Annotated in this window: 12 protein-coding genes and 1 tRNA gene; 6 read left to right on the forward strand and 7 right to left on the reverse strand. The window is 67.7% G+C overall.

Going from position 1 to position 13,348, the window contains the following annotated elements; all coding sequences use genetic code 11:
- Window positions 1-59: 59 nt before the first annotated feature.
- Together cmk and aroA are read right to left on the reverse strand one after the other, a co-directional pair.
- Window positions 60-716, reverse strand: a complete 657-nt coding sequence (gene cmk / locus AC1RMY_RS24820) for a (d)CMP kinase (protein WP_492869172.1) — start codon at window positions 714-716, stop codon at window positions 60-62.
- A complete protein-coding gene (gene aroA / locus AC1RMY_RS24825) occupies window positions 713-2,068 on the reverse strand; it encodes a 3-phosphoshikimate 1-carboxyvinyltransferase (RefSeq protein WP_492869174.1) in 1,356 nt (451 codons plus the stop codon). The genes cmk and aroA overlap by 4 nt, the downstream gene beginning before the upstream one ends.
- Before the next feature lie 228 nt (window positions 2,069-2,296).
- On the opposite strand from aroA, the gene AC1RMY_RS24830 reads away from it, so the two are divergent.
- Window positions 2,297-2,689 carry a TIGR02300 family protein gene (locus tag AC1RMY_RS24830; protein WP_492869175.1) on the forward strand — a complete coding sequence of 131 codons (393 nt, stop codon included), beginning with the start codon at window positions 2,297-2,299 and terminating at the stop codon, window positions 2,687-2,689.
- Window positions 2,690-2,884: 195 nt separating this feature from the next.
- A tRNA-Ala gene (locus tag AC1RMY_RS24835) sits at window positions 2,885-2,960 on the forward strand.
- A gap of 168 nt (window positions 2,961-3,128) precedes the next feature.
- Here the strand turns inward: AC1RMY_RS24835 and AC1RMY_RS24840 are convergent.
- Window positions 3,129-3,686 (reverse strand): L,D-transpeptidase, encoded by a 558-nt coding sequence (locus AC1RMY_RS24840; protein WP_492869177.1) that lies wholly within the window; start codon window positions 3,684-3,686, stop codon window positions 3,129-3,131.
- Between the two features lie 247 nt (window positions 3,687-3,933).
- Window positions 3,934-4,722, reverse strand: a complete 789-nt coding sequence (locus AC1RMY_RS24845) for a class II glutamine amidotransferase (protein ID WP_492869179.1) — start codon at window positions 4,720-4,722, stop codon at window positions 3,934-3,936.
- Between the two features lie 175 nt (window positions 4,723-4,897).
- Here AC1RMY_RS24845 and AC1RMY_RS24850 point away from each other — a divergent pair, with 175 nt between their 5' ends.
- Window positions 4,898-6,322, forward strand: coding sequence for a sodium:proton antiporter (locus tag AC1RMY_RS24850; RefSeq protein ID WP_492869180.1), 1,425 nt, complete (start codon window positions 4,898-4,900; stop codon window positions 6,320-6,322).
- Between the two features lie 22 nt (window positions 6,323-6,344).
- Here the strand turns inward: AC1RMY_RS24850 and AC1RMY_RS24855 are convergent, their stop codons facing one another.
- Window positions 6,345-7,646 carry a polyhydroxyalkanoate depolymerase gene (locus AC1RMY_RS24855; RefSeq protein WP_492869192.1) on the reverse strand — a complete coding sequence of 434 codons (1,302 nt, stop codon included), beginning with the start codon at window positions 7,644-7,646 and terminating at the stop codon, window positions 6,345-6,347.
- 222 nt (window positions 7,647-7,868) lie between these two features.
- Here AC1RMY_RS24855 and AC1RMY_RS24860 point away from each other — a divergent pair, with 222 nt between their 5' ends.
- Both AC1RMY_RS24860 and AC1RMY_RS24865 read left to right on the forward strand, forming a co-directional pair.
- Window positions 7,869-9,224 (forward strand): ActS/PrrB/RegB family redox-sensitive histidine kinase, encoded by a 1,356-nt coding sequence (locus tag AC1RMY_RS24860; protein ID WP_492869182.1) that lies wholly within the window; start codon window positions 7,869-7,871, stop codon window positions 9,222-9,224.
- A gap of 90 nt (window positions 9,225-9,314) precedes the next feature.
- Window positions 9,315-9,881: an ActR/PrrA/RegA family redox response regulator transcription factor gene (locus AC1RMY_RS24865; protein ID WP_492869184.1), complete on the forward strand. Its 567-nt coding sequence runs from the start codon at window positions 9,315-9,317 to the stop codon at window positions 9,879-9,881.
- A gap of 90 nt (window positions 9,882-9,971) precedes the next feature.
- Here AC1RMY_RS24865 and AC1RMY_RS24870 read toward each other — a convergent pair whose 3' ends face one another.
- Window positions 9,972-11,006 (reverse strand): aldo/keto reductase, encoded by a 1,035-nt coding sequence (locus tag AC1RMY_RS24870; protein WP_492869186.1) that lies wholly within the window; start codon window positions 11,004-11,006, stop codon window positions 9,972-9,974.
- A gap of 32 nt (window positions 11,007-11,038) precedes the next feature.
- Window positions 11,039-12,208: an MFS transporter gene (locus AC1RMY_RS24875; protein WP_492869188.1), complete on the reverse strand. Its 1,170-nt coding sequence runs from the start codon at window positions 12,206-12,208 to the stop codon at window positions 11,039-11,041.
- Window positions 12,209-12,306: 98 nt separating this feature from the next.
- Here AC1RMY_RS24875 and AC1RMY_RS24880 point away from each other — a divergent pair, with 98 nt between their 5' ends.
- Window positions 12,307-13,278 carry a LysR family transcriptional regulator gene (locus AC1RMY_RS24880; protein WP_492869190.1) on the forward strand — a complete coding sequence of 324 codons (972 nt, stop codon included), beginning with the start codon at window positions 12,307-12,309 and terminating at the stop codon, window positions 13,276-13,278.
- Window positions 13,279-13,348 lie beyond the last annotated feature (70 nt).

The raw sequence follows: 13,348 nt of genomic DNA on the forward strand, positions 1-13,348 counted from the left end.
CGGAAGTGTGCGCCCGCTTTCGATTCGTTCCAAGTGCGAAAGCTGGGCAGCCGCGCCGATTATCGCGCCGTGCGGCGCATCTCGACGATGTCGATTGCGGCAGCCGTCGCCTCCTCGACGGTCAGCGCCGATGTATCGAGGATCACGGCGTCGTCGGCGGCCTTGAGGGGGGCGTCGCTGCGCCCGGAATCGCGAGCGTCGCGCCGGCGGATATCGGCCAGGATGCCTTCGAAACTGGCAATCTCGCCGCGCCCGGCCAATTCCTTGTGGCGCCTGGCGGCGCGCACCTCGGGCGTCGCGGTGACGAAGAGCTTGGCCGGTGCCTGCGGGCAGATCACCGTGCCGATGTCGCGGCCGTCGAGGACGGCGCCACCGGGCTGCGCCGCAAAGCGGCGCTGGCGCTCGATCAGCCCGCTGCGCACCGCCGGCATCGCGGCGACGACCGAGGCCGCCTCGCCGATCTCGCGGCCACGCAGGCTGTCCTCGGCGAAGGCATCGTCCCTGAAGGTCGAGACCAGCACAGCCGCGGCCTCAGCGTCGCGGATGTCGTGCCCCGCATCCAGCATGGCACGCGCGACCATGCGGTAGAGCAGGCCGGTGTCGAGATAGGGCAGTCGGTAATGCGCCGAGAGCCGGCGCGCCAGCGTGCCCTTGCCGGATGCCGCCGGGCCGTCGACCGCGATCACGAGCCCTGCCGGCGCCTGTTCGGGGCTCATCCGATGTGGTCCCCGGAAATCTCCGCCCCGAGCCCGTTCATCAGCGCAATGAAGCTCGGGAAGCTCGTCGCGATCATCGAGCCGTCATCGACCTGCATCGGCTTGTCCGTCGCCAGCCCCATGACGAGGAAGCTCATCGCGATGCGATGGTCGAGATGGGTCGCGACGGTGCCGCCGCCGGTGACGCTCCCGCCCGACCCCTCGACGACCAGGTCGTCGCCCTCTATCGCGCAGGTGACGCCGGCTGCCTTCAGCCCCGCCTCGACTGCCGCGAGCCGGTCCGATTCCTTGACGCGCAATTCCTGGAGGCCGCGCATGCGCGTGGTCCCGGTCGCGAACGAGGCAGCGACCGCCAGAACGGGATATTCGTCGATCATCGAGGGCGCCCGCTCGGGCGGCACCACGACGCCCCTCAGGGAGGAGGCTCGCACGCGCAGCGTGGCGACCGCCTCTCCACCCTCGTTCGCCTCGCTCTCGATCGTGATGTCGGCACCCATCTCGCGCAACGTCGTCAGCAGGCCGCTGCGCAGCGGATTGGTCATCACGCTCTCGATCAGGATGTCGGAGCCGGGCACGATCAGCCCGGCGACCAACGGGAAGGCGGCCGAGGACGGGTCCGCCGGCACCACGATCGGTTGCGCCTGCAATTCCGGCTGGCCCTTCAGCACGATGCGCCGACCATGCTCGCCCTCGGGCGTGACCGCGACATCGGCGCCGAAATGGATCAGCATCTTCTCGGTATGGTCGCGGGTCGCTTCCGTCTCGATCACCGTGGTCTCGCCGGGAGCGGCAAGGCCGGCGAGCAGCACGGCCGACTTGATCTGCGCCGAGGCGACTGGCGTGCGATAGGTGATCGGCAGCGCCTCCTTCGGCCCGCGCAGGGTCAAGGGCACGCGTCCGCCCGCCTCCTGCGAGACGATGACGGTGCCCATCTGCTCGAGCGGATCGAGGATGCGCCGCATCGGCCGCTTGCGCAGCGAGGCGTCGCCGTCGAAGGTTGTAGTGATCGGATGGGCGCCGCAGACGCCCATCATCAGGCGCGAGCCGGTGCCGGCATTACCGAAATCGAGCAGGCCCGCCGGTTCGCGCAGCCCGCCGACGCCGACGCCCTGCACGCGCCAGGCGCCGGGCCCGTCATGATGAACGATGGCGCCCAGCGCGCGGGCGGCATCGGCCGTGCGCATCACATCCTCGCCTTCGAGCAGGCCGGTGACAACGGTCTCGCCGATGGCGAGCAGGCCGAAGATCATCGCCCGGTGTGAGATCGATTTATCGCCGGGGACGCGGACGCTGCCGCGCAGCGGGCCGGAGCGGCGTGCGGTGACGGGGACGGGTGTGAGCGCGTGGGACACGGTTCTTCTGCCGGCTGATCGATCGGAAGGGCGCTGCCCTAGCACGCCGCTCTGCCATGCGTCACGTCCGGCTTGGACTGCGCAGGTCGCGCAACAGGCACGCCAGGAATCGACCTCGGCCCTGACGGTCGGATGCATTCGCATGAAATGAGCATTTGACAGGGCCGCCCGCCACGACTAACGGACGCGCCTGCTTTTCAGAACATGATTGATTGAAGGTCCGACGCAGTGGCGAAACCGGAACTTGGCACGAAGCGCGTTTGCCCGACCACGGGCCGCAAATTCTATGACCTGAACAAGGACCCGATTGTCTCGCCTTACACGGGACAATCCTTCCCGCGCTCGATGTTCGAGCCGCAGGCCAAGGCCGCCGCAGCGGCCAAGCCCGACGAAGACGAGGATGAGGCCGAGGCCGCCGACGGCGCGGTCGAGCTCGTCTCGCTCGACGAGGCCGATGCCGAGGCGTCCGAGAAGGACGTCGTCGTCACCAGCGAGGACGACATCGAGGTCGAGGACGATGGCGCGCCCGATGACGACACCTTCCTGGAAGAGGACGAGGAAGGCGATGACGACGTCGCTGACCTGATCGATGGCGACATCGAGGGCGACGAGGACGTCTGAGGACGTCCCGGGAGGCGGCGCCCAAGAGAATGACGATCGGACGACAATCGGTGCTTGAGTCTTCCGCCACTCCCGCCTATAGAGCGCTTCGCCGCTGACGCGGCGACCGGGTTCCGGGCTCTTCCTCACCACCGCGGCGAGGTGCACGGATCCGAGATTACCCCCGGCCGACCCCCATGTCGGCTGGTTGAGAGTGGGGCCATAGCTCAGTTGGGAGAGCGCTTGAATGGCATTCAAGAGGTCGGCGGTTCGATTCCGCCTGGCTCCACCATTTCCTTCCGCTCCATAGCTGAGATGCAGCGGGATCGCCCGGAACAGCCGGGCTTGCGACAACATCCCACTGCTCATTCGTCGTTGCCATCAGGCACCAGCGCAAACGGGTGCTGCACGCGAATCGCGTTGCCGGCGTGAACCCGGTCTCCAAAGCGCCGCCTCCGAATCACCGGAGCACGACCACCCTGGTCCCGATTCTGACGCGCTCGTAGAGATCGGTGACGTCGCGGTTCGTCATCCTGATGCAGCCCGACGAGACAGCGGCCCCGATCGTGTTCGGCTCGTTCGAGCCATGGATGCGGTAGAGGCTCGAGCCGAGATAGATTGCGCGCGCCCCGAGAGGGTTGTCGATGCCGCCGGCCATATGGCGCGGTAGGTCGGGGCGGCGTTTCAGCATGGCGGCCGGTGGCCGCCAATCCGGCCATTCCCGCTTCATCGTGACCGTCTTGGTTCCCGACCAGCTGAAGCCTTGTCGCCCGACACCGACGCCGTAGCGCAACGCCCGCCCATTGCCGAGGACGTAGTAGAGCCGCCTCTGGCTGGTCGAGATCACGACCGTGCCGGGAGCCTGGCCTCCGCCCCAGGGCACCATTTGGCGCGGAATCGGCTGTTCGCTGAAGATGTTGAGGAAGTCTGCGAGACCGCGGCCGATCGGGTTGTCATAGGCCCGTGCCGGTGGGGCGAGAATGAGAAGCGTGACGGCAAGAAGGATGGTGCGCAGCATGATCGGCCCTACGGCGCCCCCCGCCCGAAGGTAGGGGGAAACGGAAAACCGGGTCAAGGCAGGTCAGGCCAAGGCCTGCTCGCGGCCGGCGCATGTGCGGAGCGAAAGCGTATCGCCGCCCCGGTAGCCTTTGGGAGGTGTGAAGACCGGGGCGGCGAAGTTCGAGCCGCGGGGGCGGCCCATGCATCTGTCGCTTCTGCCAACCGGCAGGTTCACGAAGCGTCGCAAATATTTCCGCGATCTCGGATCAGGCCGCCCGCTCGAGTCCGACCTCGAAGGGTGTCAGCGCGACCGTGCCGGCGCGGACCGACACGAGGGTGTTGCAGGGCAGGGCCTGCCAGCAGTCGCGCGCCGCATCGACCGGTTCCGAAGCGACGACGACGCTGTCGCTGCGCTGGCAGAGATAGAGGCTCGGCGGGCGCGTATCCGAGGACCAGCGCACGGCGTGGATGGTGTCGCCATCGGCGAGCGCGGCGGCGCAGCGCAGGGGCTCCGTCGTGCCGGCCTGGCGCATCAGGCTGAGCGCGTCGCCCAGCGCGGCGGCCAGGGCCGCACCCGGCGCCAGCCCCTCCTCGATGCGCGACAGGGTGAGCAGGAACAGCGCTTCCGAATCGGTGGTGCCGACACGCACGGAATAGAGCGAATCGGGAATCAGCGCCTCGAGCCGGCGCCGGATCAGGCCGTAGCCGCCGATCTGCCCGTTATGCATGAAGAGATGCCGGCCATGGGCGAAGGGGTGGCAGTTCGCCCGCGTCGTCGCGGTGCCGGTGGCCGCCCGGACATGCGCGAAGAACAGATGCGAGCGGACCTGCCGGGCGATCGAGAGCAGGTTCTCGTCGGACCAGGCGGGTCGGACCTCGCGATACTGGCCGGGCTCCTGCCTGTCGCCGTACCAGCCGACGCCGAATCCGTCGCCATTCGTGCCGGTCTTCGCCTCGGCCGCGTGCAGGGACTGGTGGATCAGCGAATGACACGGCGCGGCGACGAGGTCCTCCAGGAAGACCGGCACGCCGGAATAGGCGAGGAAACGGCACATGGGGCTGTCCGAATCAAGCGCGGCGGATCACCGCGCGGAGAAGATTATTCTCGCGGAATGAACGGCGGCACAATGGCGGAAAACGGGCGCGCGCCTCCGGTTGCGGGGGGCATAGCCATCGTATAACCGTGCCCGGCAGCGGATCACGACAACCACGCGAAGAGTGGGGCGGGGAATGGCCTTGAAAACCGGACTGACGCGGGCTGCCGCGATCGTGACCCTCTGCCTGACATCCAGTGCCGCCTTCGCCGCCGGCGATATCGGCGGGGCCTCGATGGGCGGCCTCTGGGCGCTGCCCTTCGCCGGCATGCTGCTCTCGATCGCGCTCGGCCCGATCCTGTTCCCGCATTTCTGGGAGCTGAACTACGGCAAATTCGCGGCCTTCTGGGCGGCGCTCGTGCTGGTGCCGCTGGTCCTCCTGCGCGGCTTCGAACCGGCGCTGGGCGTGCTCGCCCATACTGCGCTGCTCGAATACATCCCTTTCATCATCCTGCTCTTCGCGCTGTTCACTATCGCCGGCGGCATCCTGATCATGGGCAACCTTCACGGCACGCCCGCGACCAACACCGCGCTGCTGGCGATCGGCACGCTGATGGCGAGCTTCGTCGGGACGACGGGCGCCTCGATCATCATGATTCGCCCCGTCCTGCGCGCCAACGACAACCGCCGCCACAATGTCCATGTCGTCGTGTTCTTCATCTTCCTGGTGTCGAATATCGGCGGCTCGCTGACGCCGCTCGGCGATCCGCCGCTCTTCCTCGGATTCCTGCGCGGGGTGAACTTCTTCTGGACGACGACGCATCTTCTTCCCGAGACGGGGCTCGCGGTGGCGATCCTGCTCGCGTTGTTCTTCCTCCTCGACAGCTGGTTCTACCGGAAGGAAGAGGGCATGCCCTCGCTCAAGGACCCGACGCCCGACCGCGACATCAAGCTCTACGGCAAGGTCAATTTCATCCTGCTCGGCGGCGTCATCGCCGCGATCCTGATGTCCGCGAGCTGGAAACCAGGCGTTTCCTTCAGCGTCGCGGGCGTTCATCTCGAGCTGCAGAACATCGTGCGCGACGCGATCCTGCTGGTGCTGGCCGCGCTCTCGCTCAAGCTGACGCCAAAGCCGGTGCGGGCCGGCAACGAGTTCAGCTGGGGGCCGATCAAGGAGGTCGCCAAGCTCTTCGCCGGCATCTTCGTCTGCATCATCCCGGTGCTGGCGATGCTGCAGGCCGGCAAGGACGGCGCCTTCTCCGGGCTGGTCGCGCTCGTCACCCATCCAGACGGCAGCCACAACACGGTCGCCTATTTCTGGCTGACCGGCATCCTGTCCTCGTTCCTCGACAACGCACCGACCTATCTCGTCTTCTTCGAGCTGGCGGGCGGCGACCCGCAGAAGCTGATGACGACGGGCGCGCTGACGCTGGCGGCGATATCGGCCGGCGCGGTCTTCATGGGCGCCAACACCTATATCGGCAACGCGCCGAATTTCATGGTCTACGCCATCGCCAAGGACCGCAAGGTCGCGATGCCCAGCTTCTTCGGCTACATGCTCTGGTCGGGCGCGATCCTGATCCCGCTTTTCCTGCTGCAGACGGTGATCTTCTTCCGGTAGGCCGGAGCAGCGGAGAGCCGCCTCAGCTCGCGATCTTCAGCCCCTTGCGCGCCTCGGTGGCGCCGGCCTCGCGACGGCGCCTGGCGGCTTCCATGTCGAGGCTGACCATGAAGTCCGAGATGCGCGGGGCGATCTCGGAGCGGAAGCGCGAGCCGTTGAAGACGCCGTAATGGCCGACGCCCTTCTGGAGATAGTGCACGCGCTTGTCGTCGGGGATATTGGGGCACAGATCATGCGCCGCCTGCGTCTGCCCAACGCCGGAGATGTCGTCCTTCTCGCCCTCGACCGTCATCAGCGCGACGCGGCGGATGGCCGTGCAGTCGACCGGCTTGTCGCGATGCATCATCGTGCCCTTCGGCAGGGCATGCTCGACGAAGACAGTTTCGACGGTCTGGAGATAGAACTCGGCGGTCAGGTCCATCACCGCCATGTACTCGTCGTAGAAGTCGCGATGCTTCTCGGCCGAATCGCCGTCGCCCGCGACCAGATGCTGGAACATCTCGTAATGCGCGCTGACATGGCGGTCGATGTTCATCGCCATGAAGCCGGACAACTGCATGAAGCCCGGATAGACGTCGCGGAAGGTGCCCAGATGCGGGAACGGCACCTTGGTGATGCAGTTGCGGCGGAACCAGTCGGTGCCGCGCTCCATGGCGAGGCAATTCACCGCGGTCGGCGAGCGGCGGGTGTCGATTGGCCCGCCCATCAGGGTCATCGAGCGCGGAGCGCAGACGTCGCCCTCGGCCTCCATGCGAGCCGCTGCCGCGAGCACCGGCACCGAAGGTTGGCAGACCGCCATGACATGGGTCTCCGGACCCAGCATCTGCAGCATCGCGATGACGTAGTCGATATAGTCGTCGAGGTCGAAGCTGCCCGCCGCGAGCGGCACCAGCCGGGCATCGACCCAATCGGTGATGTAGACCTCATGGCCCGGCAGGAAGGCCTCGACGGTGCCGCGCAGCAGCGTGGCGTAGTGACCCGACATCGGCGCGACCAGCAGCACCTTGGGCTGCGGCTTGCGGCGGCCCTGAATCTTGCGATCGAAATAGACCAGCCGGCAGAAGGGGCGCTCCCAGACGACACGCTCCTCGACGGCGGTCTTGACGCCGTTGATCGTCGTCTCGGCCAGGTCGAAGGCGGGTTTGCCATAGCGCCGCGTCGTGCGCTCGAACAATTCGCAAGAGGCGGCGATCGTGCGCCCCATCGGCGTATAGGTCAGCGGATTCGCCGGGTTCTTGAACGCCAGATGCATCGCATCGGACAGGCCCCTGGCGGGGCTGAGCATCATGTGAACCGCTTCGTAGGCATGGTAGGCGAACGACATGGCAGCCCCGTACATGCGATTGTGTTCCTTCCGGCGCTGCAACATTCGTTGATGCGCCGCAACAGCAACGCAGCGTATGCCCAATTTGTTCTCATTCAATCCTGCAAAAGGCTAAGAAATCCCTCCAATGCGAGTTGGCCACAGATGATTACCTCGCCGGAGTGCCTTATGTGACGCCCGCCGCGCCCATTCAGCCCTGTTCGCCATGATGTGGACCGCCGCATGAGCTTCGCCGACGTCGCCAACCCCGTTCTCGGCCGTGCGAATCGCCATCTGCGACTCGACACGCTGGTGCGGCTGCGCTGGCTCGCCATCGCCGGCCAGAGCCTGGCCGTCGCCGGCGTGCATTTCGGGCTCGGCTTTCCCTTACCCTTCGGCTGGTGCTTCACGGCGATCGCGGTCTCGTCCTGGCTGAACATCGCGTTGCGCATCCGATTTCCGCTGAGTCATCGGCTCCAGGCCGGCGCGGCGACGGCCCTTCTCGCCTTCGACATCGTCCAGCTCGCGGCCCTGCTCTACCTCACCGGAGGGCTGGAGAATCCGTTCTCGATCCTGTTCCTCGCGCCCGTGATGATCTCGGCGACGGCCTTGCCGCCGCAGCGCACGCTTGTCCTCGGCTTGCTTGCGATCGTGCTCGCGACGCTGCTCAACTTCTTCCACCTGCCGCTGCCCTGGGCCGGGCCGGACCGGCCGGTGCTGCCGGCCTACTATCAGCTCGGAAGCTGGGCCGCGCTCGTCCTCGGGCTGGGCTTCACCGGCATCTATGCCTGGCGGGTCGCCAAGGAGGCGCGCGATCTCTCGGATGCGCTCGCCGCGACCGAACTCGTCCTGGCGCGCGAGCAGCACCTTTCGCAGCTCGACGGCCTTGCCGCCGCCGCCGCCCATGAACTCGGCACGCCGCTCGCCACGATCGCGCTCGTCGCCCGCGAATTGTCCCGGCTCGCCCCGGCTGAGGGTGAAATGGCGGAGGACATCACTTTGTTGCGCGAGCAGGTCGAGCGCTGCCGCGGCATCCTGGGGAAGCTCGCCTCGTTGCAGGACGACGATGCCGGGCCGCTCGACCAGCTTTCGCTGCGCCTGCTGATCGAGGAGGCGGCGGGGCCACAGCGCCCCTTCGGCGTGCCTTTCGAGATCGTGATGAACGGCGAGAAGCCAGAGCCGGTCTGCCGGCGCAGTCCCGGCATGATCTACGGCCTCGGCAACATCGTCGACAACGCTGTGGATTTTGCCCGCTCGACGGTCACGATCTCGGCACGATGGAACGCCGACTTCGTCACGCTCACGATTGCCGATGACGGTCCGGGCTTTCCGCCCGACGTGCTGCTCCGGGCCGGCGATCCCTATCTCACCCATGGCGCGAGCGAGAGTCGCGCCGGTGGCGGGCTGGGGCTCGGGCTCTTCATCGCCAAGACCCTGCTCGAGCGGGGCGGCGCGCTGATTGAGTTCGCCAACCTGCCCGCGCCCGCGAGCGGCGCTTCCGTGCGGATGACCTGGCCGCGCGAGGTCTTCGAGGCCGATCTGCCGGTTTCCGGGTCTACAAACCCCGAACCGCCGATCCCACATGGCGTTGGCAGATGATTCGGCGCAAGGGAGCATCCGCATGGGGTGCGTCGCGGCGGCAGCCGCGCTAGAATTCCGCGGGGCCCGCCCCCACGGCAGGAGAGGATGATGCAGGATACGCTGGACGACACCGTTCCGGACTTGGCGGCGGAGGACATGTCGCTGCTGCTGGTCGACGACGACAAGCCGTTCCTGACCAGGCTCGCCCGCGCCATGGAGGGCCGCGGTTATTCCGTGCGCACGGCCGAGAGCGTCAGCGCCGGCATCGCGGCGGTCGATCAGGAGGCGCCGGCCTTCGCCGTGATCGATTTGCGCCTCGGCGACGGCAACGGGCTCGACGTCATCGCGAGATTGAAGGAACGCCGTCCCGATGCGCGCGGCATCGTGCTCACCGGCTATGGCAACATCGCCACCGCCGTCAGCGCCGTGAAGCTCGGCGCCTTCGATTTCCTCGCCAAGCCGGCCGATGCCGACGAGATCCATGCCGCGCTCGCCGCCGCGCGCGACGCCCGGCCCCTGCCGCCCGAGAACCCGATGTCGGCCGACCGGGTGCGCTGGGAGCATATCCAGCGCGTCTACGAGCTCTGCAACCGCAACGTCTCCGAGACGGCGCGGCGGCTCGGCATGCACCGGCGCACGCTGCAACGCATCTTGGCGAAGCGCGCGCCGCGTTAGGGCATCGGCCCGAAAAGTGGAATGCGGTTTTCGGGAGAAGCCGATGCCGGGGCAAGGGGAATATCGGACCGGATTGGTCCGATATTCCGGTCACACCGGCGGCGGGTTGATCCGGCGAAAGCCGCCTTCTCCCCAGTAGGGATAGTAGGGGTAGGCCGGCGTCGTCGCGCTGGCCGCGTCGAGCCTCGCGATTTGCTCGGGCGTGAGGCTCCAGCCGACGGCGCCGAGATTCTGGCGAAGCTGCTCCTCGTTGCGCGCGCCGATGATGACGCTCGAAACGGTCGGGCGGGCGAGCAGCCAATTCGGGGCGATCTGCGGCACGCTCTTGCCGGTTTCCGCCGCCAGTTCGTCGAGCACGTCGACGATCGCGTAGAGCCGTTCGTCATCCACGGGCGGGCCGAAAGCGGCGCTGTCGTGCAGGCGGCTCTTTTCGGGCAGCGCCGCGCCACGGCGGATCTTGCCGGTGAGACGGCCCCAGCCGAGCGGGCTCCAGACCATCGCGCCGACCTTCTGGTCGAGGCCGAGCGGCATCAGCTCCCATTCGTAGTCGCGGCCGACCAGTGAGTAATAGACCTGATGCGCGACATAGCGCGGCCAGCCATGGCGCTCGGAGGCGGCCAGTGATTTCATCATCTGCCAGCCGGAGAAATTGGAGGCGCCGACATAGCGCAGCTTGCCGGCGCTCACGAGGTCGTCCAGCGCCTTCAGAACCTCCTCGACCGGTGTTGCGGCATCGAAGGCATGGAGCTGGAGCAGGTCGATGCGATCGGTTCGCAGACGCTTCAGCGCGGCATCGACGCCCTCGATCAACCGCAGCCGCGACGTGCCGGACTGGAGAGGGCCCTCGCCGATCGGCAGGCCGAGCTTGGTCGAGATCAGCACCGCGTTGCGCCGCCCCTCCAGCGCCTCGCCGAGAATGCTCTCCGACGCCCCGTCCGAATAGACGTCGGCCGTGTCGAACAAGGTGAGGCCGGCCTCGAGGCAGATGTCGATCAGGCGCTTGGCCTGCGCGACATCGGTATTGCCCCAGGCGCCGAAGAGCGGACCCTTGCCGCCGAAGGTGCCGCAGCCGAAGCTGAGGGCGGGCACCTTCAGGCCGGATGCGCCGAGCTGCCGATGTTCCATGTGGTTCTCCTGTCTGGTGAGTTGAAAAGGGGTCAGGCGGCCAGCACGCGCGTGGCGCGCCGGTCGAGCGCGAGGGCGATCCAGGCGAGCGCCAGCGCCGCGAGCGGAACCAGCGCAGCGATCGGCGCGATGCCGGCGAGACCCGGCCCATGCGAGATCACCACGCCGCCGAGCCAGGCGCCGAACGCGTTGCCGAGGTTGAAGGCGGCGATGTTGAGGCTGGAGGCCAGGCCCTGTCCGGCGCCGCCGGCCTGCTGGAGCACCCACATCTGCAGCGGCGCGACGGTGGCGAAGGCGGCGGCACCGAGCACGAAGGCGGCGACGACCGCGCCGATCCGGTCGTGGAAGGCGAAGGTCGCGGCGAGCAGGGCAAGCGTCAGCAGGGCCAACGTGCCGATCAGGGCCGGCGACAGGCTGCGGTCGGCCCAGCGCCCGCCGAGCAGGTTGCCGACGACGAGGCCGGCGCCGAAGACCAAGAGGATCGGCGAGACGGCCTCTTCGCTGAAGCCGGCGAGTTCGACCAGCAGCGGCTGGATATAGGTGAAGACCGCGAAGATGCCGCCGAAACCGAGCACCGTCATGGCAAGCCCGAGCAGCACCTGCGGCCGGGCCAGAACCTGGAACTCCTCCGCCAGCGGGCCGGGCACGACGCGCTCACGCGCCGCCGGGACAAAGATCGCGAGGATGGCCAGCGCCAGCAGACCGATGCCCGCCACGGCCCAGAAGGTCGAGCGCCAGCCATAGGCCAGGCCGAGCCAGGAGCCGAAGGGCACGCCCAGCAAGGTTGCAAGCGTAAGACCGGTGAACATCAGCGCGATCGCCGAGGCCTTGCGCTCCGGCGCGACGAGGCCGGTGGCGACCATCGCGCCGACGCCGAAGAAGGTGCCATGCGCCAGCGCCGTGACGATGCGTGCCGCCATCAGCCAGGCGAAGCTCGGTGCGAGGGCCGCGGCGAGGTTGCCGAGCGTGAAGATCGCCATCAGGACGAGCAGCGTCGTCTTGCGCGGCAGTGAGCGGGTCGCGATGGTCAGGATCGGCGCGCCGACGAAGACGCCGAGCGCATAGCCCGACATCAGGAGCCCGGCGACGGGAATAGTGACGCCGAGATCGGCGGAAACCTGCAGCAGCAAGCCCATGATGACGAATTCGGTGACGCCGATGCCGAAGGCGCCGACGGTGAGGGCATAGAGAGCGATGGGCATGACCGGCTCCGGGAGAACGAACGAGCCGGCAAGATGGCGCATGCCGCGCCTATGAATTAGATTTCCATCAGGACATGCACTTGTGAGGTGAAGTCATCATGCCTCGGCCCGAGATCAACCGTTCCGGCGAGATGGAGGTCTTCGCGCGTGTCGTCGAGCTCGGCGGCTTCTCGCCGGCGGCCCGCGCCTTGCGCATGACGCCGTCAGCGATCAGCAAGCTCGTCGCGCGGCTCGAGGCGCGGCTCGGCGTCCGGCTGATGATCCGCTCGACCCGCAAGCTCCAGCTCACCGAGGAGGGCGCGACCTTTCACCAGCATGCGCTGCGCGTGCTGAGCGATCTCGACGAGGCCGAGCGCTCCGTTGCCGCCTGCCAGATCCCGCGCGGGCGGCTGCGGATCAACTCGAACGTGCCCTTCGGGCGGCTCTACCTGCTGCCGCTGGCGCCGCGGTTCATGGCCGCCCACCCGCAAGTCCAGCTCGACATCACCATCACCGACGAGGTCATCGACTTGATGGACGAGCGCGCCGAGATCGCGATTCGGGTCGGGCCCATGCGGCCCTCGCAGCTGATGGCGCGCAAACTCGGCGAGGCCGCGATGGCGATCGTCGCCGCGCCGGAGTATCTCGCACGCAAGCCGGCTCCCCAGCATTGGGAAGACCTCGCCCAACATGACCTGATCACCTTCAATTTCGCCCGCCATAGCGACGAATGGCCGTTCCGGGCCGATGGACGGCGCTTCTCGGTGCCGGCTCATGGTCGGGTAGCGGTCGGCGATGGCGAGAGCGCCCGCCAGCTCGCCCTTACCGGGCAGGGGCTGGCGCGGCTCTCCCTGTTCCATGTCGGGCACGATATCGCGGCCGGGCGGCTGGCGCCGGTGCTGGAGGCGTTCAACCCCGGCGATGTCGAGGAAATCCACGCCGTCTATGTCGGCCATGGCGGCAGGCTGCCGGCGAGAGTCCGCGCCTTCATCGACTTCCTCGTCGAGACCGTCGATCTGGCCGCGCCGCCAGGGGTCGATGACGCCGCACCGCGGGCCCTCGCGACGACCCAAGAAGCGGTACCGGTCTAGGTCACATACCCATAAACGGGATTCCCTGCGTGGCGGCGTTCTGATTGATTGATCTCGGCCTTGGAGGTTG

The organism is Allobosea sp. GW822-FHT03F07 (assembly GCF_058801345.1).